The sequence below is a fragment of the Tardiphaga sp. P9-11 genome (assembly GCF_008329525.1).
Taxonomy (GTDB): Bacteria; Pseudomonadota; Alphaproteobacteria; order Rhizobiales; family Xanthobacteraceae; genus Tardiphaga.
Genome location: NZ_NPKQ01000002.1, coordinates 493,208 through 515,498, shown reverse-complemented (window position 1 = coordinate 515,498; position 22,291 = coordinate 493,208). Strand labels below are relative to the sequence as shown.

Below are 22,291 nucleotides of genomic sequence, written 5' to 3'. Positions count from 1 at the left end.
GAGCGTCATGCTATGGGCGTTGGTTCGGCCCGGTCAGGCGGAAAGTAGTCGAAGCCTAGGCGGCTTCGGAGATTTCCGCCGGCCTGTCTCCGCCGCGGAGTGGGATGGTGACGCATACCACGGTGCCGGTGCCAAGCTTGGAGCGCAGCTTCATCGATCCGCCGTGCAGGCTGGTGAGCGACTTGGCGATGGCGAGGCCGAGGCCAGAGCCGTGATAGGTCTTGGCGAGCTGGCTCTCGACCTGTTCGAAAGGGCGTCCGAGGCGCTTCAGCGAATGTGGGGCGATGCCGATGCCACTATCGGCGATCATCAGGGCGACGGAGTCGCGCAGCACGCGGCTGCGCACGGTAACACGGCCGCCATCGGGTGTGAATTTCACTGCGTTCGAGAGCAGATTGACCAGGATCTGCTTGATTGCGCGACGGTCGGCCACCACCGGTGCATCAGCCGCGATGTCGGCGCTAAGTGTAAGATTCTTGTCGTCGGCGCGGCCTGAGACGACGCGCAGCGCTTCGGATAGCGTCTGTCCGAGATCGAGCGGCTCAAGGTCCAGTTTCATGCGACCCGCCTCGATCTTCGACATATCGAGAATGTCATTGATGACTTCGAGCAGGTAGTGGCCGCTGGTAAGGATGTCGTGACAATATTCGGCATACTTGTCCGAGCCGAGATTGCCGAACATGCCGCTGCCCATGATTTCCGAGAAGCCGATGATGGCATTCAGCGGCGTGCGCAGTTCGTGGCTCATATTGGCCAGGAATTTCGACTTGGTCTGGTTGGCTTCCTCGGCGCGGTTCTTCTCGTCGGAGTATTTTTGCGCGAGGTCGGCGAGTTCGAGCGCCTGCTTCTCCAGCGCGGCCTGGGAGTGCTTGAGATCGATGACGCTGGCGCGAAGGCGCAGGTCGTTATCGACCAGCTTCTGCTCGTGTTCCTTGATGCGGGTGATGTCGGTGCCGACGGACACATAGCCGCCGTCCTTGGTGCGGCGCTCGCTGATATGCAGCCAGCTGCCATCCTCGATTTGAGCCTCGAAGGTGCGGGCACCCGGAGCGGCGGTGCCGGCTTCGGCGAGGCGCGAGCGAACCTCGGGCATGCTGCCGACTTCGAGCACCGTCTCGTAGGACGTGCCAGGCGACACGGCCGAGTCCGGCAGCTTGTGCAGGCGCTGGAAATGCGAGTTGCACAGGACCAGGCGATCTCCGGCATCCCAGAGCACGAAGGCTTCGGGAATGGTCTCGATGGCGTCGCGAAGCCGGACGTCGGCCTCCACAGTCTTCTCGGCAAGGCTCTTCTGCTCGGTGACGTCGATGGCGATGCCGATCAGGTGCTGGCTGCCATCGTTCTGGCCTTGGGCGAGTTCGCAACGCAATTGCAGCCAGATCCAGTGGCCGTTGCTGTGCTGCATGCGGAAGGTCTGATCGATGTGATCGATCTTGAAGGACATCAGCTGGTCGGCGATCTCGAATAGATTGATGTCGTCCGGCTGCACCAGCGCGTTGACTTCGCCGAAGGTCAGGAGATCACTGCGGCTGTCGAGGCCCAGCATGGTGAACATCGACTGCGACCAGAAGATGCGGCCGCGCGACAGATCCCAGTCCCACAGTCCGCAACGGCCTCGATTGAGCGCAGTGTCGATGCGGCCACGGACGGCATCGTTGATCGCATCGCCTTCGCGGGCGCGGGTCGATTGCCAGTGGAAGGCAAAGCCGAGGATCAGCACCACGAAGCCGGTTGTGGCCGAGAGCGTGATCGACAACGCCGAGTCAGAACGCCAGATCGGCTCGTTGTTCTCCTGAATAATAACCACTTGACCCGGCAGCGCCTTGACGATGCGACGGGTGGCCAATGCATGGCTGTTGTCGGGCAGCTTCACATCGACAATGTCGGTGCGTTGACCCTGCGCAGCCATGGCCTGCGTCGCGCTGAGGACATCGAGGATGCGATTGGCGTCGCCCGGCGGGAGGTCGATCGGCACGCGCGCGAGAATGCTCTGATCGGCGCCCAGCACGATGACGTGGCGTCCCCCAGCGATTCCCCAGGACGGAATCAGGCTGGGCAGCAGGCTCTGCAGGCGCTCGACGGCAGCAGAACTATCCTGACGGATGGTGCCATTACGTTCGAGACGCTCGACGAGCAGATCGGCGAGCGCTGCGAGATCGCGCTTCATCGATGCCTGCTTCTGCCGGCTCTGATCGACCACCTGCACGAAGGCGCCGAAGAAGATGGTGATGAGAAAAGCGATGATGAGTGTGGGGACGGCCCGGCGAAGTGCCGGCTCTGCGATCAACAGCCTGTGATAGGCCGGTTTCGCGATAGACTGCGCCAATCCTTTGATCGAATCGGATTGGACGCATGCGTTGTCCGCATGCGCACGCGACATACTTAGCCCCCTCGGAAGAATCTCGCCCGCGTCGCTCGAAACAACTGCCCCGCCACTTCGAATCGCAAGACCAATAAGAATCCACTTTGCCAGGGCTGTCGAGAGTCAACGAAACGTTAACGTGAATTTATTTGTATCCACCGGAGAGTTTCGTCGTTGTTCGGCACTTGTGTGAGTCCGAAACAGGAACGCCGCGCATGAGAATCATGCGCGGCGTTGACATCGCGGTATTGAAATCGAGGACTCGCAGAACGCGCGTTACAGCGTCACCACGATCTTGCCGAGATGCTTGTTCGCTTCCATGTGGTCGAATGCCGTCCCGATGTTGTCGAACGTGTAGACCTTGTCGATCGGCAGTTTCAGTTGGCCGACCTCGACGGCGGGCCAGATGTCTGCACGCACCGCGCTGAAGATGTCGCGAATCTCCTGCAGTGACCTCGTGCGGAAGGTCACGCCGATATAGTTGATGCGGCGTGCGGCATGCAGATCGAAATTGAAATCGCCATGGGTGCCGCCGAGGCGGCCGACATTGACGATGCGTCCCATCACCTTCGTGGCTTTCAAGTTCTGGTTGGCGACGGGCCCCGAGATCTGGTCGACGATCAGATCGACACCGTTGCCGTCGGTCGCCTTCAAAACCTGATCGACCCAGCCGGCATCTTTTGAATCGATGGCGAGGTCCGCGCCGAAATCTTTCAGACGCGCGCGCCTGATGGCATCGGTCGATGAGCCGATCACGGTCTTTGCGCCCTTGAGCCTGGCGATCTGCAGCGCCATCAGGCCGACCCCAGAGCTGGCGCCCTGGATCAGCACCGATTGGCCCGGTTGCAGGCCACCATTGGTCACCAGCGCGTTGTGCATTGTGGTGATAGCCACAGGCAGGGTGCAGGCATCCTCGAAACTCATGCTGGCTGGCATGTGGAACAACCGGCCGTGATCGGTGACGGCGAATTCGGCAAAGGCCGCACCGCCGGAACCCATCACGCGATCCCCGACCTTGACGCCCTTGGCCTCCGGGCCGAGTTCGGCGATCTCACCGGCCCATTCCATTCCCAGCACCGTACCGACGCCGCCGGCAGCGCCGTGGACATGGCCTTTGGTCATACCGAGGTCGGCGCGGTTGAGGCCGCAAGCCTTCACCTTGACCAGCACCTGCGTGCCGGTGGGCGAGGGCTTGGGGACGTCGCCGATTGCAGCGCCATTGGCGCCGTAGACATAAGCTTTCATGGCTCTGCTTCCGTTCCGTCTATTCAGCGGCTTGGCGCTGGCCGCTACCAAGCATGGCTTCGAGGCGGCCGCGGATAATCGTCTCGGCATCATGCATGATGCGCGACACGAGTTCCTGGCAGCTCGGAATATCATGGATCAGGCCCTGGACCTGGCCGGCCGACCAGATGCCGTCCTCGGCATCGCCATGCGAATAGACCAGCTTGCCGCGGGCGCCCGCGACAAGTTCCCTGATCTGTTCGAAAGTGGCGCCTTCCTTCTCCATGGCCACGACCTGTTTGCTCACCGCGTTCCTGGCGACGCGCGAGGTGTTGCGCATGGTGCGGAAGATCAGGTCGGTCTCGCGCTCGTCATTGGCGACGATGCGCTCCTTCACCAGCTGATGGATCGGGCTTTCCTTGGTGCACATGAAGCGGGTGCCCATATTGATACCTTCGGCGCCGAGCGCCAGCGCAGCCACGAGGCCGCGGCCATCGCCGAAGCCACCCGAGGCGATCATCGGGATCTTGATCTTGTCGGCGGCGGCCGGAATCAGGATCAGGCCGGGCGTGTCGTCCTCACCGGGATGGCCGGCGCATTCGAAACCATCGATCGAGATCGCATCGACGCCTATACGCTCGGCGGAGAGGCCGTGGCGCACGCTCGTGCATTTGTGGATCACCTTGATGCCGTTCTTCTTGAACTCGTCAACGTGCTCCTGCGGCTTGTTGCCGGCGGTCTCCACCACCTTGATCCCGGCCTCGATGATCGCTTGGCGATATTCCGCATAGGGCGGCGGCTTGATGGTCGGCAGGATCGTGAGATTCACGCCGAATGGTTTGTCGGTCATGTCGCGGCAGCGCGCGATTTCCTTGGTGAGGTCTTCCGGGGTTGGCTGGGTCAGCGCCGTGATCAGGCCGAGCGCGCCGGCATTGGCCACTGCGGCAACGAGCTCTGCGCGGCCGACCCACTGCATGCCGCCCTGGACGATCGGGTGTTCGACACCCACGAGCTCGGTGAAGCGGGTCTTGATCATGATTGGTCCTCTGTTCCCTCGCAGGCGCATCGGGTGTGCCCGATGTGGCTTGTTGATCTTTCGGGGGCGGAGGATGCCGTTGCACCGGCGGAATGTCCATCGGACAGCCGGCGGTGTGTCATGCGGATTTGGCGGGGCGGATGCCTAATTCCTATTGGTGGAATTTATGTGCGGGCAATGGGGGTTGAACATGTCGGGATTCCGAGTTCACGCGAGCTGTGTTTGCGCGCCCCGGAATGATAGCGTCTCAACGTTTCAGTAAAGCCGGCAACCCTGGCACGTTGGCTGACCAGGGCCAGAACGGAAGCGATGGCCGGCGGCAGGATGCCGGTGAGACGCCCCATCTCCTGTGCTACGATGACCAGCAACGACCGCATCTGTTCGATCACATCGGTGATCGAATGGGCTTTCAGGCAAACGATGACGTGATCCTGCTCGCCGAGTTAGGCGAGGTCGTCGGTGCAGGGAATATGCACGATGCGTTCTTCGCTGATATCAGCAGCTTCAATCCATTTGCGCGCATGGCGGCTAGATGTGCGCCGCGCGCAACAAGGCTGACATCGGCGCCAGCCTGCGCGAGTTGGACGCCAAGATAGCCGCCAATGGCGCAGGCGCCATAGATGCGGATCTTCATGAGATGTCGCCGAGGCTGAGAGCGCTGACAAATGGCAATAAGGATTTACATCACGGGCCGCAGTCGGTCCGTGTCGGTATCGGTCCGGTAGATGAGTGGACGAGAGCTTACGCGTCAGGCGACAGCGGCATGCGCTTGCGGTGCGTCCTCATGGTCGAGTGCCCTGCTGATATCGCGGATGCTGATCACGCCGATCAGCGTGTGATCGTCGATGACCGGGACGTGGCGAATGTGATGCTTGTTCATCAGGTGCCGGACGTGTTCGAGCGTATCAGTTGAACGGCAGGAGATAAGCTCCTGGACCGAGATCAGATCCGAGACCTTGCGATTGACGCCGGCAGCGCCGTGTTCGGCGATCGCGCGAACCACGTCGCGTTCGGAGAACATGCCGACCGCCGTGTTGCCTTCGGTACGGCACACGTCCTTCACAACCAGCGCGCTGATATTGCCCGTCCGCAGCAACTGCGCCGCGATGGCAACAGTCTCGTTCATGCGGACAGTAGCGATACGGGTGCTCTTCCTACGCAGGATATCTCCGACTTGCATGGCAACAACCTCCCTTGGCTGATCGGCTGAGGATCGATCTTGTAAATACAAGATTGGTATACGGTATGCCAGGTGTCAACGCAGAAACGATGATATCGAGGCTTACTGATCAAGAAAGAAAGTCAGTATTTCTGACGTTCATTGCCGCGCGGCGTTCGATGCTGGCTCCTCATCTTGACTCTGGCGGTATCCAAATCGGACGCTTGGTATGCCAGTCGGCACGAAAAAGGGACGTACTCGCGTGCGCCCCTTAAAGCCCGAACTTGTGTTGCCTCGATCAAGCTGTCTTGGCGCTCTGTGGTGCCGCTTCCGGCACGGCTGGCTCACTTCCCAGAATGAATGCGCGTCGCATCGGCTTGATCACGAACAAGGCGAGCAGCGCTGCGGTCGCATTGAGCGCAACGGCGATCACGAACACGGACTGCCATCCATAGCTAGCTGCGATCAGGCTTGCGAGCGGCACCAACAATGCGGCTGTGCCCTTCGCGGTGTAGAGCATGCCATTGTTTGTCGTGGCGTACTTGGCACCAAACGTGTCGCCTGATGTCGCCGGGAACAGACTGTAGATCTCGCCGAACACGCCGAAGTAGACGGCCGTCGCCAGTACGAAGACGAGCGGATTGTGGCCATAGGCAGAGAGCGTGAGCAGCATCGCCGCAGCAGTGCCGAAGGCGATGAACATGGTGTGTTCACGACCGATCTGATCGGACAACCAACCGAAGAGCGGGCGTCCGAAGCCGTCGAAGATGCGATCGAGCGAGATGGCAAAGGTCAGTGCAGCCATCTGGAAGCCGGCCAGTGTCACCGGAGAATTCGCGATCTTGTAGTCGTGCGCGATGGGGGCGATCTGCGCTGCGGTCATCAAACCACCGGCGGCGACCATCACGAAGACCAGATACATGACCCAGAAGATCGGGCTGCGCAGCACTTGCGGCGGCGTGAAGTCCGTCTTGGTCTGCGGCAGATTGAGTTGCTTCCTCTTCACCGGCACGGCCTGGCCCGGTGGGCGCATGAAGAAGGCAAGCATGAAAACGATCAGACCTTGGCCGATGCCGAAGGTGAGGAAGGCATGCTGATAGCCGCTCTCGGCAATCATGTGCGCGATCGGTACGACAGTGATCGCGGCGCCTGCGCCGAAGCCTGCTGCGGTCGCACCGGCAGCGAGGCCACGGCGATCGGGAAACCACTTCAACGCATTGCCGACGCAGGTGCCGTAGACCGAACCGGCGCCGATGCCACCGACGATGGCGCCAGCGTAGAGCATCACCAGCGAGTCCGCATAGGAGTTCAGCACCCAGGCGAGGGTGATCATGATGCCGCCGAACATGATGACGACGCGGGGGCCGTATTTATCGACGAACCAGGCTTCGACCGGCACCAGCCAGGTCTCGACAACGACGAACAACGTGAAGGCAAGCTGGATCGCGGCGCGACCCCAATGATACTTGGCGTCGATGGGATCGACAAATAGCGTCCAGCCGTATTGAAGATTGGCGATCATCGCCATGCAGACGATGCCCATCACGAGTTGGACCCAGCGGAAGCTGGAGGTGGGAGCGATGGTCGAGTCGGTATGAGACATTGGGAGTCCTCCGAGCGCGCCTCTTGATCGCGACTTAATGTCACGAATGCTGTGGCTTATTGCCGCAAGCGTCGCATTTGAGGAGACTGGTATATTATATTCCAACTTGCAACTGACTAAGGGCGTGGGCGCGCGGATTTCGTTGCTGCATCGCAGCGCGGCGGTATTTCGGTCTGGCTGGGGTTGATCGACGCGGCGAAGCCCTTAAAACGCAAAACGCGCCCAGCCGAAGCTGAGCGCGTTTTTCTTCAGGGATCTTATAGTCTTAGGTCGCAAGCGCCTTGCTGACAACGGCCCTGCGCCATGGTTTCAGTACTGCAATTGCAAGTACCGAAGCCAAAATATTGGCGCCGGCGGCGATCAGGAACACGCTGTCCCATGTCCCTGACGACTGCTGCATGTAGTTCGCGACAGGCACCAGTAGTGCCGCCGTGCCCTTGGCCGTGTAGAGCAGGCCGGCATTGGTCGTTGCGAACTTGGAGCCGAAAGTGTCGGTACAGGTCGATGGGAAGAGCGAATAGATCTCACCCCAGGCGAAGAACACAAAGCCCGACAACAGCACGAACCACAGCGGATCGTGACCCCACATATACAGCGCCCAGATGCCGACGCCTTCCATGCCGAAGGCGATGAACATCGTATTCTCGCGGCCGATCATGTCGGAGATCCAGCCGAAGAACGGACGTGTCAGGCCGTTGAGTACGCGGTCGATGGTGGCTGCGAAGGTGACCGCCGTCATCGTCATGGCCATCAGCGTGACGGGTACGTTGTCGATCTTCCAGTCGGCCGCAATTGGCTTCAGATTTGCCGTCACCATCAGGCCGCCGGCACCGACGATCACGAACATGAAGTACATCAGCCAAAAGATCGGATGGCGGATGACTTCTGTCGGAGCGTAGTTGCGGCGGGTCTGGATCACGTTGGCGTTCTGCGTGACCGCCGGTACCTGTCCAGCCTTCGGCGCGAACAGGAAGAAGGAGAGGATCACGATGATGATGCCTTGTCCGAGACCGAAATACAGGAAGGTGGTCTGGAAACCGGAATCCTTGATCATGGCCTGGATTGGCGCGACGGTGAGGGCAGAGCCTGCACCGAAGCCTGCAGCCGTGATGCCAGCCGCGAGGCCGCGCTTATCGGGAAACCACTTCAGCGCATTGCCGACGCAGGTGCCGTAGACGCCGCCAGCGCCGATGCCAGCGATGATCATGCCGAGATAGAAGCCGTTGAGCGTTTCCGCCTGTGCGTTGATCGCCCAGCCGATGCCGCACAGAATGCCGCCAACGAGGACGACGATCTTCGGGCCGTATTTATCGACGAACCATCCTTCGACCGGCACCAGCCAGGTCTCGAACAGAACGAAGAGGGTGAAGGCCCACTGGATCGATGCGCGATCCCAGCCGAACTTCTTCTGGATGTCGGGGACGAAGAATGTCCAGCCATATTGATAGTTGGCGATCATTACCATCGCGCCGACACCGATGGCCAATTGGGTCCAGCGATAAGCGTCGCTGACACGGGCGGCAGCCGGGGCCGCTCCATGAACTGCATCAGTCATATGTTTCTCCCACACGCGCTGTTCTGTTAGTTGCGACAGCTGCTGCTAGTGAGTTTGGTATATGATATGCCAGCCGACAAGCGGAATTTGTAGTTCGCTAACTAACACACACAGCCGCAATCACCGTTACACACGGCTAAATCAGCTCAAAAGCGCGTTCAGAGGAAATTTAGCGCACAGACCGACCGGGGTGCGACGAGGTGCCGCACCCGTTTGTGGCGGTGCGGCGGCTCAAGCTGCGACGGTGCGCAGGCGCGTGAAGCCGTTTTGAATCACGGACCAGAACAGGGCGATCAGGCCAAGTATCATGATGGTCGAGACCAGCGTGTTCGAAAAGAAGATGCCAAGCGAACCCTGCGATCCCAGCAGCGATTGCCGGAACGCTTCTTCGGCCTTGTCGCCAAGCACGATGGCCAGCACCAGCGGGGCGAGGGGATAGTTACACTTTTTCAGTGCATAGCCGATCACGCCGAATACCAGCATCATTACCACGTCGAAGGTCGAGTTATGGACGGAGTAAGCGCCGATCGCGCAGAGCACCAGGATAAGCGGTGCGATGATGCTGAACGGCACACGAAGGATCGCCGCGAAGATCGGCACGCAGGTCAGTACGATGATCAGGCCGACGAGATTGCCGAGATACATCGAGGCGATCAGGCCCCAGACGAACTCTTTCTGCTCGACGAACAGCATCGGGCCAGGCTGCAGGCCCCAGATCAGCAGGCCACCAAGAAGCACAGCGGCAGTTGGCGAGCCGGGGACGCCGAGTGAGAGCATCGGAAGCAGGGCTGCGGTGCCAGCAGCATGCGCGGCCGTTTCCGGAGCGATGACGCCTTCAATCTCGCCCTTGCCGAAGTTGTTGCCGTTCTTGGAGACGCGCTTGGCGATGCCGTAACTCATAAAGGACGCGGGTGTCGCGCCTGCGGGCGTAACACCCATCCAGCAGCCGATGACGCAGGAGCGCAATGATGTCATCCAGTATTGCGGCAGGCTCATCCAGGTACGGAGCACGACGCGAAGATCGATCTTCGCCTTGCCGCCCTGGAAGCGCAGTCCTTCCTCCATGGTGAGGAAGATTTCGCCGAGGCCGAACAGGCCGATGACGGCGATCAGGAAGTCGAAGCCATTGAGGAGTTCAGTCGAGCCGAACGTGAGTCGCAGTTGTCCGGTAATGGAATCGAGGCCAACGGCGGCGAGGGCGAATCCGATCATCATTGCCGCGATGGTCTTGAAAGGTGGCTCCTTACTCAGCCCGACGAAACTGCAGAACGCCAGGAAATAGACCGCGAATTTCTCCGCGGGCCCGAACCGTAAGGCGAACCCTGCGACCAGCGGTGCAACCAGGGTGATCATGACGACGGCGAACAGTGCGCCAACGAAAGAGGAGGTGAAGGCGGCTGTCAGTGCTTCGGCAGCCTTGCCCTGCTGCGCCATCGGATAGCCGTCGAATGTCGTAGCGACTGACCATGGCTCCCCGGGGATGTTGAACAAGATCGAGGTGATCGCACCTCCGAACAAAGCGCCCCAATAGATGCAGGACAGCATGATGATGGCCGATGTCGGCGGCATGCTGAAGGTGAGAGGCAGCAGGATCGCGACGCCATTGGCGCCGCCCAGGCCGGGCAGCACGCCGATGATGACGCCAAGCACGATGCCGAGCACCATTACCGCGATGTTGAAAGGCTGCAGCGCGACCGCAAAGCCCTGGAACAGATTAGCAATTTCTTCCATTTCGAGTAGTCCTCAGAAAGAGACCGGCAGACGCAACGGAATTAAAGATCGCGAGAATTAGAGCCCAAGCAGATCCTCCAGCGGCCCTTTGGGGAGCGGCACGAGAAACCAGCGTTCAAAAATGAGATAGGTTACGACAGGCATGCCAAGAGAGATGGCCGCGATGATCGGCCACTCGTATTTGCCAAGCCAGCGCATGAACCAAGCGATGAAGATCATCGACGATACATAGAGGCCGATGAACGGCAGGACCCCGACATAGATGCCGGTGGGAATGACAACGCTGAAGACCTGGCGCAACTGGCCCCATTCAGCGAACAGGTTGCCGTCATCCTCGCGCAGCGTGTTCCAGAGATTGATCAGGCTGGAGATGATGATGAAGAGCCCGATATAAAATGGGAAGAACCCGGCCTTTGGGCCTTCGGCACCCCAATTGATTCCGGCTTTGATGCTGCCATAGACGACGATGGCACCGAAGATGCCGATAACAGTGGTGACGCCGGCTTCGACGGATTTATGAGACGGGCCGACATTGTGAGATTGCTGCGTGGTCATGGAGAACTCTGTGTGAGAAATGTATCGATCAGCGTGCCGCGTGTGCCGGACCTGATATGCGATCAGATCCGGCGTTATCACCCTACGTCAGTTGCCTCGATCAGTTTCCTTGCGCGAGGAAGCCAGCTTCCTTCATTAGCGTCTCGTGCCGTTTCTCTTCGGTTCCGACCCAGCCGGCGTAGTCACCGCCGGTCATGAAGGTCGTGTTGAACGCACCGCTCTTCATCAACTCCTGCCACTCCGGTGTGGCGCGAACCTTCTTGAACAGTTCAACGTAATATTCGATCTGATCCTTGGTCGCTTTAGGCCCCATGAAGATGCCGCGCAGCATTACATATTCGATGTCGAGGCCCTGCGACTTGCAGGTTGGAATGTCCTTCCAGCCCTTGCCGTCGGCGACCTGTTCGTCATAGGCCATAGGCTTGCTGTCGAAGACGCAGAGCGGCCGCACCTTGCCGCCGCGCCATTGCGCGACTGCCTCGATCGGATTGTTCACGGTTGAATCAACGTGCTGGCCAACGAGTTGCACCGCGACTTCACCGCCGCCCTTGTAGGGAATGTAAGTGAATTTGCTGCCGATCGCCTTCTCGACCGCGACCGTGATGATCTGATCTTCCTGCTTCGAGCCGGTGCCGCCCATCTTGATCGTGCCGGCCGGCGCAGCCTTCACGGCGTCGATATAGTCCTTCACCGTCTTGTACGGTTTGTCGGCATTTACCCACAGTACGAACTCGTCGAGCGCCAGCATCGCAACCGGCGTGAGATCCTTCCAGTTGAAGGGAATGCCCGTGGCGAGCGGTGTCGTGAACAGGTTAGAGAGCGTGATGATGATCTTGTGCGGATTGTTGTTCGCCGACTTCACGTCGAGGAAACCTTCACCGCCGGCACCACCCGACTTGTTGATGACGACAAGCGGTTGTTTCATCAGACTGTGCTTGGTGATGATGCCCTGAATGGTGCGCGCCATCTGATCGGCGCCGCCGCCGGTGCCTGCGGGGACGATCAGTTCGACGGGGCGCGTCGGCTCCCATGCAGCAGATGCCGGGAGAATACTTCCCAGACTAAGAATGGATGCAGCGGCGGCCAGCGTGAGACATGAACCTAGGCGTTTCATTGTTTCTCTCCCATTCGATGACGTCGATCGTTCGTCGACTTTGAAATAGTCAGTGCGTGGTCGGGTCTTCCTTCGAATGTCCTGACTGCAGGTGTGCAAACACGCCCTTGCGTGCGCCATATGCGCACGTCAGACTGTCGAGCCCCGAAGCGGCTCGCCTGCAAAAAGGATGAGTGGGTCTGGATCGCTTTGTCATGGCGCATACGGCATTGCATGCCCGCTAGGGCAGCGTAGCCTTTGTCCTCCCCAAGTATGCTTTCTATTAAACGTGAAGCATTACCGTTCGCGCATTTTGGTATGCGATATGCCAAGCGGCAAGCGATTAGAGCCGTTAAAAGCCGGGGAGGCTGAAATGCCGCAGGGAGCGTGAGGCATCGCTGCGAAGCAACTACACAAACAAAAAAAACGGCCCCGGAAATCCGGGGCCAGTCGTCGGGAGGAACGCAGAGAATTTTGCGCGGGCTTGCCGCGCAAAAGTAGTGAAGTCGCAGCCTTACAGGCCGAAGCGAGGCAGGTCGCCGTTGCGGGCCGAGATGCGTGCGCTGGCCATCAGCGCGCGATCAAGCGAGGCCATGAAGCGAGCGAAGAAGCTGGTGGACGTTGTGAGGTCGAGAGAAGCAGTCTTCGACATGATCTGATCCTTTGCTGGAGGCCGCCGCGTCTTGGCGCCTCATCATCCGGGATCAATTTACGTATACCAGATGCCAAGGACAATTGTCTTGTTTGCATGGCAGCATGAGAATTTTGCAGTGCAGTATATATCGATTTGATTTTCTTATTAAAGTTCCGCATTGGCCGCCGTAAATGAAAAAGGCCGCCAATCGGCGGCCTTTCGCATCTAATTGTCTGAAATAACTGCAAAAATTACTCAGCAGCGACCTTCCGCGGCGGATCGAGCGCGCCGGAGTCGTGGATTTCGGCCACCTGATGATCGCTGAAACCCAGCACCTGTTTGAGGATTTCGTCGGTATGTTCACCGAGCAGGGGTGAGCGGGTCACTTCGGTGGGGCTTTCCGATAGCTTAATCGGATTGCCGACCGACAGATACTTGCCGCGCTCGGGGTGATCGACTTCGACCACGGTGCCGGTCGCACGCAGTGACTGGTCTTCGGCCAGTTCCTTCATGGACAGGATCGGGCCGCACGGGATGTCGTCCTGGTTCAGGATTTCCATCGCCTCGAACTTGGTCTTGGTCATCGTCCACTGTTCGATGCGCGCGAAGATCGCGTTGAGCTTGGGCAGGCGCACCGCCGGCTTGGCATAGGCCGGGTCGGTCTTCCAGGTCGGTTCGCCGATCACGTCGCAGATCTTCTCCCACACCGGCGCCTGAGTGATGAAGTAGATGTAGGCGTTCGGGTCGGTTTCCCAGCCCTTGCACTTCAGGATGCGGCCGGGCTGACCACCGCCGGAGTCGTTGCCGGCGCGGGGCACGGCATCGCCAAACGGAATGCCTTCGCCAAACTGGCTGTATTCCTTGAGCGGGCCGTGGGCGAGGCGCTGCTGGTCGCGCAGCTTGACGCGCGATAGGTTGAGCACGCCGTCCTGCATCGCGGCGGTGACCTTCTGGCCCTTGCCGGTCTGTGTGCGCTGATACAACGCGGTGACGATGCCGAGTGCGAGATGCAGGCCGGTGCCCGAGTCGCCGATCTGTGCGCCGGTGACGAGTGGCAGGCCGTCGCGGAAGCCGGTGGTGGAAGCGGCGCCACCGGTGCATTGCGCGACGTTCTCGTAGACCTTGCAGTCTTCATAGGGACCGGGACCAAACCCCTTGATCGAGGCGACGATCATCTTCGGGTTGATCTGCTGTATCTTTTCGAACGGGAAGCCCATGCGGTCGAGCACGCCGGGTCCGAAGTTCTCGACGAGAACATCGCACTCTTTCATCAGCGCGGTGAGGACTTCCTTGCCCTTCGGGTTCTTGGTGTCGAGCGTGATCGAACGCTTGTTGTGGTTCAGCATGGTGAAATACAGGCTGTCCACGTTCGGCACGTCCTGCAACTGGCCGCGGGTGATGTCGCCGACGCCAGGACGTTCGACCTTGATCACGTCGGCGCCGAACCATGCCAGCAACTGCGTGCAGGTCGGGCCGGATTGAACGTGGGTGAAGTCCAGAATGCGAACGCCTTTGAGCGCTTGTGTCATTGTTTTGCTCCCGTAACTATTTTTTGCCGGCTCGGCACATGGAGAAAAGGGGCGGGGCCTCGCGACCCCGCATGGTCAGGTGTTATTTCTTCTTGCTCAGCACGCTCTGCGGATTGAGGTTGCCGATACGGCCGCTCTCGCTGCCGGCCGCCGGATCGATCACCGCATTGATGAGTGTCGGCTTGCCGGAATCCATCGCCGCATTCACGGCGCGCTTGAGTTCGTCGGGCGAGGTCACATTCACGCCGATGCCGCCGAAGGCTTCCATCATCTTGTCGTAGCGCGAGCCCTTCACGAACACGGTCGGTGCCACGTCGGCGCCGCCGGTCGGATTGACGTCGGTACCGCGATAGATACCGTCATTGTTGAAGACGACGATGCAGACCGGCAGATTGTAGCGGCAGATCGTTTCCACCTCCATGCCGGAGAAACCGAAGGCGCTGTCGCCTTCAATCGCGAGGACAGGCTTGCCGGTTTCGACGGCCGCGGCAATGCAATAACCCATGCCGATGCCCATGATACCCCAGGTGCCGACATCGATGCGCTTGCGCGGCTGATACATGTCGACGATGCCGCGGGCGAGATCGAGGGTGTTGGCGCCTTCATTGACCAGCATCGCATCCGGACGTTCGGCGACGATGGTGCGGAGAACGCCGAGCGCGCCGTGATAATCCATCGGCGAGTTGTTGTTCATCAGGCGCGGCGCCATCTTGGCGACGTTCTCTTCGCGCTTCTTGGTGACGGCATTGGCCCAGTCCACCGGCGCCTTCTGCCAGCCCTTGCCCATGCCATCGAGCAGCGCGGCGACGCAGGAGCCGATATCGCCGACGACAGGTGCGACGATCTCGACGTTGGAATCCATTTCCTTCGGCTCGATGTCGATCTGGATGAACTTCTTCGGTGCATCACCCCAGCTCTTGCCCTTGCCATGCGACAGCAGCCAGTTCAGGCGTGCGCCGATCAGCATGACGACGTCGCTGTCTTTCAGGACCGTCGAACGTGCAGCACCCGCACACTGCGGATGGGTGTCAGGCAGAAGACCCTTGGCCATGCTCATGGGCAGGAACGGAATGCCCGAGGTTTCGACCAGCGCTTTCACGGCATCATCAGCCTGGGCATAAGCGGCGCCCTTGCCGAGGATGATCAGCGGCTTCTTCGCCGATTTCAGTACGTCGAGCGCGCGCTTGATTGAATCCGGGGCAGGGATCTGCGCCGGTGCGGCGTCGATCACCTTCACCAGCGACTTCTTGCCGGCTTCGGCATTCATCACCTGACCGAACAGCTTGGCAGGCAGATCGAGATAGACGCCGCCGGGACGGCCGGACACTGCAGCGCGGATCGCGCGCGCAAGGCCGATGCCGATATCGGCGGCATGCAGCACGCGGAACGCGGCCTTACACAGCGGCTTGGCGATCGCGAGCTGGTCCATTTCCTCGTAGTCGCCCTGCTGCAGGTCGACGATCTCGCGCTCGGACGAGCCGGAGATCAGGATCATCGGGAAGCAATTGGTGGTGGCGTGGGCCAGCGCCGTGAGGCCGTTGAGGAAGCCAGGTGCCGACACGGTCAGGCAGACGCCAGGCTTCTTGGTGAGATAGCCGGCGATCGACGCGGCATAGCCGGCGGCCTGTTCGTGACGGAACGACAGCACGCGGATGCCCTCGGCCTGCGCCATGCGGCCGAAGTCGGTGATCGGAATGCCCGGCACGCCATAGATCGTGTTGAGGCCATTGAGCTTGAGAGCATCGATGATCAGATGGAAGCCATCGGTCAATTCCTGCTCGGCGGCTGCGTTGGTATCGATGCTCTGGACTACTGCGGACATCCCGCTCTCCCTGACTTTTCTTGTGACTGTTGGTCGTTGCTCAATTGGACGTGGTGCGGAGTGGTGAACCGTCGCGAGACGGCGCTTACGTAAACAGTTCCTGGCCGTGGGCTTCGACATAAGAAGCCAGACCGAGCGTGTGGTCGCGCGCGCGCTTCTCGGCGAGCTCGGTGTTGCGCTCCTCAAGCGCTTCGATGATGGCCAGATGTTCGGGCAGGGACGTCGCGGTACGGTCCGTGCGTCCGATCGTCAGCTGACGATAGCCACGCACATGCAACAGAATATCGTTGGTCATATCGACTAGCACTGGCGATTCGCTGAGCGAGATCAGCGACTGGTGGAAAGCGATATTCGCTTTCGAATATTCCTCAACGTGGTCCTGTGGCAGACGGTCCTTGTTGAAGTCCTTGAAGAAGTCGCGCAGCGCCGAGATATCTTTCTTGCGCGCGGTGGTCGTGATCAGACGCGCGGCCATGCTTTCCAGCGCTGCCCAGGCGCGGATCATGTCGACGATCTCGACCTTGGTCTTGCGGACAACGACGATGCCGCGTCGTGGCACGGTCTTCACGAAGCCGTCCTGCTCCAGCATCGCAATGGCTTCGCGGATGGGTGTGCGGCTGACGCCAAGTCGTTCCGACAGCGCACGCTCGTCGAGCATCACCGGATCGGCGGTCGTGTAGATGTCCATCTTAAGAATAGCTTCTTTCAAGGCTTCATAGGCCTTGGTCTTGAAGCTGGTCTCCGGTGCAATCCGAACGATCGCGATATCGGCTTCAGACATGACGAACGGCGCCTTGGTTTGTTTTCGCGTGGGCATGAATCATCTCCAGTCGAGATGTCCTACCACAGAAATAACGTCAAGAATTTTTGGCATACCAGATGCCAGCATGTCAAGATGACAGCTATTTCAGCAATTTTGCGCTGCAACGCGCCTTGACAATCAAGTTTCTGGCATACCAAATGCCATCAATCCGTCTATTGGAAAAGACGTGAAGGAGGAAGCCATGTCCCAATCGAATCTTGCCGTCAAAGAAGCAACACCATCGGCGAAACAGGCCGTCCGCAAAGTTCTCGATGCGGTCAAAGCCGACAAGCGCACCAGCCTGACCGCCCCCGAGGGCAAGCTTGTGTGTGATGCATACGGCATTCCCGTGCCGAAGGAAGGCGTGGCCACCTCAGCCGCTGACGCTGCCAAGATGGCAAGCGGCATGGGCTTCCCGGTCGTGATGAAGATCGTCTCGCCGGACATTCTCCACAAGACTGAAGCGGGCGGCGTCATCGTCGGCGTCAAGACCGCCGAAGACGCGCAGAAAGCTTACGACACCATTCTGGCCAATGCCAAGAAGTACAAGGCCGACGCCAAGATAGAAGGTATCCAGGTTCAGCAGATGCTGATGGGCGGAACCGAAGTGATTATCGGTTCGATCACCGATGGTTCGTTCGGCAAGCTGGTGGCCTTCGGCCTCGGCGGCGTGCTGGTCGAAGTGCTGAAGGATGTGACATTCCGTCTCGCCCCCGCGACCAATGAAGACGCGCTGTCGATGCTCGATGGCATCCAGGCGGCCGAGATGCTGCATGGCGTGCGTGGTGGCGATCCCGCCAACCGCGAGGCGCTGGCCGACATCATCGTCAAGGTGTCGCAGCTCGTCAGCGATTTCCCGGAAATGGTCGAACTCGATCTCAATCCGGTTTTCGCTACCAAGAAGGATGCGATCGCCGCCGACGTGCGCATCGTCGTCGATTTTGACTACAAACCGCGCCCGGCGCCGCGCTCCAACGCCGAAATCGTCACGGCGATGAACCGCATCATGATGCCGAAGGCCGTTGCTGTGATCGGCGCCTCCGCCGAAGATGGCAAGATCGGCAATTCGGTGATGAAGAATCTCATCAACGGCGGCTACAAGGGCGACATCTACCCGATCCATCCGAAGGCGGAAGAGATCATGGGCCGCAAGGCCTATAAGAGCGTCAAGGATGTCCCGGGCGTGATCGATACCGCGGTGTTCGCAATCCCGGCCAAGTTCGTCGCCGGCGCATTGGTCGAATGCGGCGAGAAGAAAATTCCGGGCGCGGTGCTGATCCCGTCGGGCTTTGCCGAAGCCAACGAGCCTGCGCTGCAGGAAGAGATCGTCGAAATCGGCAAGAAATACGACGTCCGCCTGATGGGGCCGAATATCTACGGCTTCTATTACACGCCGGCGAATCTCTGCGCGACTTTCTGTACAGCCTATGACGTGAAGGGCTCGGCGGCGTTGTCGTCGCAGTCCGGCGGCATCGGCATGGCGATCATCGGCTTCTCACGCTCGGCCAAGATGGGCGTGTCGGCCATCGTCGGTCTCGGCAACAAGTCGGATATCGACGAGGACGATCTGCTCGCCTTCTTCGAGCAGGATCCCAACACCACGATCATCGCGCAGCACTGCGAGGATCTGAAGGATGGCCGTGCCTTCGCGGAAGCCGCCAAGCGCGTCTCCAAGATCAAGCCGGTTGTCGTACTGAAGGCCGGCCGCACCTCGGCCGGCGCCAAGGCGGCCTCGTCGCATACCGGCGCACTTGCTGGCAACGACAAGATCTATGAGGACGTGTTGAAGCAGTCGGGCGTCATTCGCGCCCGCTCACTGCGCCAGTTGCTCGAATTCGCCCGTGGCATTCCCGTGCTGCCGACGCCGAAGGGCGAGAACGTGCTGATCATCACCGGTGCCGGTGGTTCGGGCGTGCTGCTGTCGGATGCGGTGGTCGATAACGGCATGTCGTTGATGGCGATGCCGCCGGATCTGGATGCGGCGTTCCGCAAGTTCATTCCGCCGTTCGGTGCCGCCGGCAATCCGGTCGACATCACCGGTGGCGAACCGCCGATCACTTACGTCAACACCGTAAAGCTGGGCCTCACCGATGATCGCATCCACTCGCTGATCCTCGGCTACTGGCACACGATCGTGACGCCGCCGATGGTGTTCGCGCGCAACATGGTCGAGATCAAGAACGAGATGAAGGCCAAGGGCATCGAGAAGCCGATGGTCGCTTCGCTTGCGGGCGATGTGGAAGTCGAGGAAGCCGCCGAATATCTCTACCAGAACGGCATTCCGGCTTACGCTTATTCGACCGAACTCCCGGTCGAGGTGCTTGGTGCCAAGTACAAGTGGGCGCGGGGCGCGGGCCTGCTGTAAGCAGCCTCGAGTTATACACTGAGCAAAGCGCCGTCCGGGAAACCGGGCGGCGCTTTTTTGTACCTTACGCTCGGCCGAACACGGCCCAACCGTGACCGGGAATACGGGCCTGACCTTGTCCGCTGTTGACACCTTCGCTGGCGGCCAGCGCGGCGAGTTTGTCTGCATCTCGTACAGTCAGCAGGTCGTCGCCGAGATTGAGCGCAACGGTGATGCGCTGATCGGCGTCGAAGCATTCGTAGACGAACTGGGTATTGGACAGCGTTAGCACGTGGGTGCGCGCGCGATGCAGCCACGCATGACGTCGCCGCAGGCCGATCAGTTTCTGGTGCAGACGATAGGTCGGCCAGCCGAACGGTGCGAGGTCCGCAGGCGCAGCCGGGAAGGCGGGACGGATCGCATCGTCGCCGCCGACGCGGTCTTCTTTCACCGCGCGAAACGCCTGCTCATCGCCGTAATAGATGCAGGGCGTGCCGGCACAGGTGAACAAAACGACCAATGCATGGGGCAGGTGGCGCTCGTCGCCAATCTGGGTGGCGAGGCGGGTGACGTCGTGATTGCCAATGAAGGTCAACGGCACGAAGCTGTCGAGCCACTTGCTGTGCCTCTCCAGTGTCCATGACAACTCGAAGAAATTGTGTTCCCTGAGCGCGCTCCAGATCGCTTTCCAGAGTTCGTATTGAGTGACCGCATCGACCGTGGTTTCACGAACGAAACCCACATAGTCGCCATGGATCACTTCGCCGAAGATATAGGCCTCGGGAAAGTCCGCGCGGACGCGCGGCAGCACCTTGGCCCAGAACGGCCGGGGTACTGCATAGGCGGCGTCGAGTCGCCAACCGTCGGCGCCGCGCGCGAGCCAGTGGGTCATCACGTCCACAATGAGGTCGGCCACCGCCGGCGCGTCGTGATTGAGTGCGGGAAGCTGCCGATGACCTTCGAAGTCCGCATAGGCCGGAGTGCCGTCCGACGATCTCTTGTCGAAGTCGATGCGAAACAACGCCGCGTCCGGTGAATGCGGTCCTTGCGCTATCGCACGTTGGAATGCCGGGAACTCGCGGCCGACATGGTTGAACACGCCATCGAGGACGACACGCAGTCCGCGTTGATGCGCTGCTGCAATCAGTGCGTCGAAATCCGCGCTATCGCCGAGACGCGGATCTATCGCGTAATAATCAATCGTATCGTAACCGTGGCTGGTTGACGTGAAGATCGGTGCCAACAACAAAGCGGAGGTACCGAGTTCGACCGCATAATCGAGCCACGCGATTAGTTGCGGCAGCCGATGGACCACGCCGGTTGCGGTGCGCTCGTTCTTCTCCGCGCCGGTGAAGCCGAGCGGGTAGACGTGCCAGAAGACTGCGTGCTGGATCCATCCGGGCAAATATCTCGTCCCTTCGTCAAGTTATCACCCGCTAGACGATCACCGGCTGTTCTGCCACTCCTTCGCGGCCGAAGATGCGCAGATAGCGTTCGATCTCTGCGGGGCTGCTGCCGGTGGTCTTAGCGGGATTGTCCGACAGCTTCACGGCCGACCGGCCGTTGGCATAGGTGACCTTGCAGACCAGACTGATCGGGTCGAGTGAATCGAGCCCGCGCGGATGGGCGCCGCGGAAGTCATTGGTGGCCATGGTGCCCCAGCCGAAGCTCTCGCGGATGCGCCCACGGAAGCGCTGATGCAGATCGATCATCAGGTCGACCTCAAGGCCGTCGCTGAACATCGCGCGCTTCTTGCGCGGGTCTTCGCCACGCATGGCGTACCAGGCGATCATCTCTTCGCCCGCCGCAACCGGCTCCTTGCTGTCCATGCGCATACCAGTCCATTTCGAGGCCCAGGCCGGCGCATCGCGCAGGAACTGCGTCATGCCGAATGTGTCGGGCAGGATGATCAAGAGCTCGCCGTCATAGACCTCCTGCCATTTCGCGAGCACGTCATATTGCGCGGTCTTCAACTGTTCGTCGTTCTCGGCGAGGCAGGCGAACACCATCGGCAGTTCGTGCGAATTGGTGCCGATGGCCTCGAATGAATGCTTGAAGGCGAGCAGGGCGTTGGAGGTGCCGACGAAGCTGCGGCCAAGCTCGTTGGCCATCGCGTCCGTCACCCATTCCTGCCACAGGAAGCCGTGGCGGCGACGGGTGCCGAATTCGGCGAGCCGCATGTCCGGATAGGATTTCAGCTTCTTGATCTTGTTCCAGATCTTGGTCTTGGTCTGGGCGTAGAGAATATCCAGCTCGAACTTGTCCAGCGTGGCCATGGCGATCCGCGACCGCAATTCGCTGACGATGGCGAGGGCGTAGATCTCCCACATCGTGACTTCGGCCCAGTCGCCCTCGAAGGTGAGGACATATTGACCATCGATGGTCTCAAGCTGGTAATCAGGCAACCTGAAGCTGCGCAGATATTCGATATATTCCGGACGGAAAATGTCGCGGCGGCCATAGAAGCGGTTACCGGCCAGCCAGATCAGTTCGTTCTCCCGGAATGAAAGCGTGCGGGCATGATCGAGCTGAGCGCGCAGCACAGCCTCTGGAATGATCTCGGCGAGGCGGACGGATTTGGTCCGGTTGATCAGGCCGAAGGTCACGGGCACCTTCGGATAGAGCATCCAGATGAACTGATGCATCAGGAATTTGTAGAAGTCGGTGTCCAGCAACGACCGGATAATCGGATCAAGCCGGTAGTTGTGATTGTGGACCCGGGTGGCGAAATCCATCATGGCAACGCCACTCCTGGTAACGTGCCTGATCGTGGCACCTGCACCGAAACGGCAGTGGCCGCATCGCTGACGCTGTCTTTGCAGCAGTTCATTAAATTGGCGTA

At 60.1% G+C, this 22,291-nt stretch carries 16 protein-coding genes and 1 pseudogene; 1 reads left to right on the top strand and 16 read right to left on the bottom strand.

Features of this window, described 5'->3' with window-relative positions; all coding sequences use genetic code 11:
* Nucleotides 1-55 precede the first annotated feature (55 nt).
* The 14 genes and pseudogenes from CIW50_RS08760 to CIW50_RS08700 form a co-directional block, all read right to left on the bottom strand.
* A complete protein-coding gene (locus tag CIW50_RS08760; protein WP_149530872.1) occupies nt 56-2,380 on the bottom strand; it encodes a PAS domain-containing sensor histidine kinase in 2,325 nt (774 codons plus the stop codon).
* A gap of 258 nt (nt 2,381-2,638) precedes the next feature.
* A complete protein-coding gene (locus CIW50_RS08755; RefSeq protein ID WP_149530871.1) occupies nt 2,639-3,607 on the bottom strand; it encodes a zinc-binding dehydrogenase in 969 nt (322 codons plus the stop codon).
* 19 nt (nt 3,608-3,626) lie between these two features.
* Nucleotides 3,627-4,622, bottom strand: coding sequence for an NAD(P)H-dependent flavin oxidoreductase (locus CIW50_RS08750; RefSeq protein ID WP_149530870.1), 996 nt, complete (start codon nt 4,620-4,622; stop codon nt 3,627-3,629).
* 362 nt (nt 4,623-4,984) lie between these two features.
* Nucleotides 4,985-5,256, bottom strand: a pseudogene (locus CIW50_RS29490) (2-dehydropantoate 2-reductase N-terminal domain-containing protein); the annotation flags it as partial.
* Between the two features lie 114 nt (nt 5,257-5,370).
* Nucleotides 5,371-5,802: a CBS domain-containing protein gene (locus tag CIW50_RS08740; RefSeq protein WP_149530869.1), complete on the bottom strand. Its 432-nt coding sequence runs from the start codon at nt 5,800-5,802 to the stop codon at nt 5,371-5,373.
* 277 nt (nt 5,803-6,079) lie between these two features.
* A complete protein-coding gene (gene oxlT, locus CIW50_RS08735; RefSeq protein ID WP_149530868.1) occupies nt 6,080-7,384 on the bottom strand; it encodes an oxalate/formate MFS antiporter in 1,305 nt (434 codons plus the stop codon).
* A gap of 265 nt (nt 7,385-7,649) precedes the next feature.
* Nucleotides 7,650-8,939, bottom strand: coding sequence for an oxalate/formate MFS antiporter (gene oxlT, locus CIW50_RS08730; RefSeq protein WP_149530867.1), 1,290 nt, complete (start codon nt 8,937-8,939; stop codon nt 7,650-7,652).
* A 231-nt stretch (nt 8,940-9,170) separates the two neighbouring features.
* Nucleotides 9,171-10,670, bottom strand: a complete 1,500-nt coding sequence (locus CIW50_RS08725; RefSeq protein WP_149530866.1) for a tripartite tricarboxylate transporter permease — start codon at nt 10,668-10,670, stop codon at nt 9,171-9,173.
* A gap of 57 nt (nt 10,671-10,727) precedes the next feature.
* Complete coding sequence (locus CIW50_RS08720; RefSeq protein ID WP_149530865.1) at nt 10,728-11,225, bottom strand: tripartite tricarboxylate transporter TctB family protein; 498 nt, start codon at nt 11,223-11,225, stop codon at nt 10,728-10,730.
* A gap of 100 nt (nt 11,226-11,325) precedes the next feature.
* Nucleotides 11,326-12,339 carry a Bug family tripartite tricarboxylate transporter substrate binding protein gene (locus CIW50_RS08715; protein ID WP_149530864.1) on the bottom strand — a complete coding sequence of 338 codons (1,014 nt, stop codon included), beginning with the start codon at nt 12,337-12,339 and terminating at the stop codon, nt 11,326-11,328.
* Nucleotides 12,340-12,832: 493 nt separating this feature from the next.
* Nucleotides 12,833-12,970 (bottom strand): hypothetical protein, encoded by a 138-nt coding sequence (locus tag CIW50_RS28990; RefSeq protein ID WP_170849697.1) that lies wholly within the window; start codon nt 12,968-12,970, stop codon nt 12,833-12,835.
* A gap of 233 nt (nt 12,971-13,203) precedes the next feature.
* Nucleotides 13,204-14,481 (bottom strand): formyl-CoA transferase, encoded by a 1,278-nt coding sequence (gene frc / locus CIW50_RS08710; protein WP_089267116.1) that lies wholly within the window; start codon nt 14,479-14,481, stop codon nt 13,204-13,206.
* A gap of 82 nt (nt 14,482-14,563) precedes the next feature.
* Nucleotides 14,564-16,303, bottom strand: a complete 1,740-nt coding sequence (oxc, locus tag CIW50_RS08705; protein WP_149530863.1) for an oxalyl-CoA decarboxylase — start codon at nt 16,301-16,303, stop codon at nt 14,564-14,566.
* An 85-nt stretch (nt 16,304-16,388) separates the two neighbouring features.
* Entirely contained in the window at nt 16,389-17,120 is a 732-nt protein-coding gene (locus CIW50_RS08700) for a GntR family transcriptional regulator (RefSeq protein WP_149530862.1), read from the bottom strand.
* Between the two features lie 187 nt (nt 17,121-17,307).
* Here CIW50_RS08700 and CIW50_RS08695 point away from each other — a divergent pair, with 187 nt between their 5' ends.
* Nucleotides 17,308-19,470, top strand: coding sequence for an acetate--CoA ligase family protein (locus CIW50_RS08695; RefSeq protein WP_149530861.1), 2,163 nt, complete (start codon nt 17,308-17,310; stop codon nt 19,468-19,470).
* Between the two features lie 64 nt (nt 19,471-19,534).
* On the opposite strand, the gene CIW50_RS08690 is transcribed toward CIW50_RS08695, so the two are convergent.
* Together CIW50_RS08690 and pncB are read right to left on the bottom strand one after the other, a co-directional pair.
* The gene (locus tag CIW50_RS08690; RefSeq protein ID WP_149530860.1) at nt 19,535-20,854 is read right to left on the bottom strand and encodes an alpha-amylase family protein; all 1,320 of its coding nucleotides are present in this window, start codon (nt 20,852-20,854) and stop codon (nt 19,535-19,537) included.
* Nucleotides 20,855-20,885: 31 nt separating this feature from the next.
* Nucleotides 20,886-22,187: a nicotinate phosphoribosyltransferase gene (pncB, locus tag CIW50_RS08685; RefSeq protein WP_149530859.1), complete on the bottom strand. Its 1,302-nt coding sequence runs from the start codon at nt 22,185-22,187 to the stop codon at nt 20,886-20,888.
* Nucleotides 22,188-22,291: the final 104 nt, after the last annotated feature.

What these genes read in the sequence shown, in the direction of transcription:
- CIW50_RS08760 (WP_149530872.1), bottom strand. Translation starts at nt 2,380, where the DNA reads ATGTCGCGTGCGCATGCGGACAACGCATGCGTCCAATCCGATTCGATC.
- CIW50_RS08755 (WP_149530871.1), bottom strand. Translation starts at nt 3,607, where the DNA reads ATGAAAGCTTATGTCTACGGCGCCAATGGCGCTGCAATCGGCGACGTC.
- CIW50_RS08750 (WP_149530870.1), bottom strand. Translation starts at nt 4,622, where the DNA reads ATGATCAAGACCCGCTTCACCGAGCTCGTGGGTGTCGAACACCCGATC.
- CIW50_RS08740 (WP_149530869.1), bottom strand. Translation starts at nt 5,802, where the DNA reads ATGCAAGTCGGAGATATCCTGCGTAGGAAGAGCACCCGTATCGCTACT.
- oxlT (WP_149530868.1), bottom strand. Translation starts at nt 7,384, where the DNA reads ATGTCTCATACCGACTCGACCATCGCTCCCACCTCCAGCTTCCGCTGG.
- oxlT (WP_149530867.1), bottom strand. Translation starts at nt 8,939, where the DNA reads ATGACTGATGCAGTTCATGGAGCGGCCCCGGCTGCCGCCCGTGTCAGC.
- CIW50_RS08725 (WP_149530866.1), bottom strand. Translation starts at nt 10,670, where the DNA reads ATGGAAGAAATTGCTAATCTGTTCCAGGGCTTTGCGGTCGCGCTGCAG.
- CIW50_RS08720 (WP_149530865.1), bottom strand. Translation starts at nt 11,225, where the DNA reads ATGACCACGCAGCAATCTCACAATGTCGGCCCGTCTCATAAATCCGTC.
- CIW50_RS08715 (WP_149530864.1), bottom strand. Translation starts at nt 12,339, where the DNA reads ATGAAACGCCTAGGTTCATGTCTCACGCTGGCCGCCGCTGCATCCATT.
- CIW50_RS28990 (WP_170849697.1), bottom strand. Translation starts at nt 12,970, where the DNA reads ATGTCGAAGACTGCTTCTCTCGACCTCACAACGTCCACCAGCTTCTTC.
- frc (WP_089267116.1), bottom strand. Translation starts at nt 14,481, where the DNA reads ATGACACAAGCGCTCAAAGGCGTTCGCATTCTGGACTTCACCCACGTT.
- oxc (WP_149530863.1), bottom strand. Translation starts at nt 16,303, where the DNA reads ATGTCCGCAGTAGTCCAGAGCATCGATACCAACGCAGCCGCCGAGCAG.
- CIW50_RS08700 (WP_149530862.1), bottom strand. Translation starts at nt 17,120, where the DNA reads ATGCCCACGCGAAAACAAACCAAGGCGCCGTTCGTCATGTCTGAAGCC.
- CIW50_RS08695 (WP_149530861.1), top strand. Translation starts at nt 17,308, where the DNA reads ATGTCCCAATCGAATCTTGCCGTCAAAGAAGCAACACCATCGGCGAAA.
- pncB (WP_149530859.1), bottom strand. Translation starts at nt 22,187, where the DNA reads ATGATGGATTTCGCCACCCGGGTCCACAATCACAACTACCGGCTTGAT.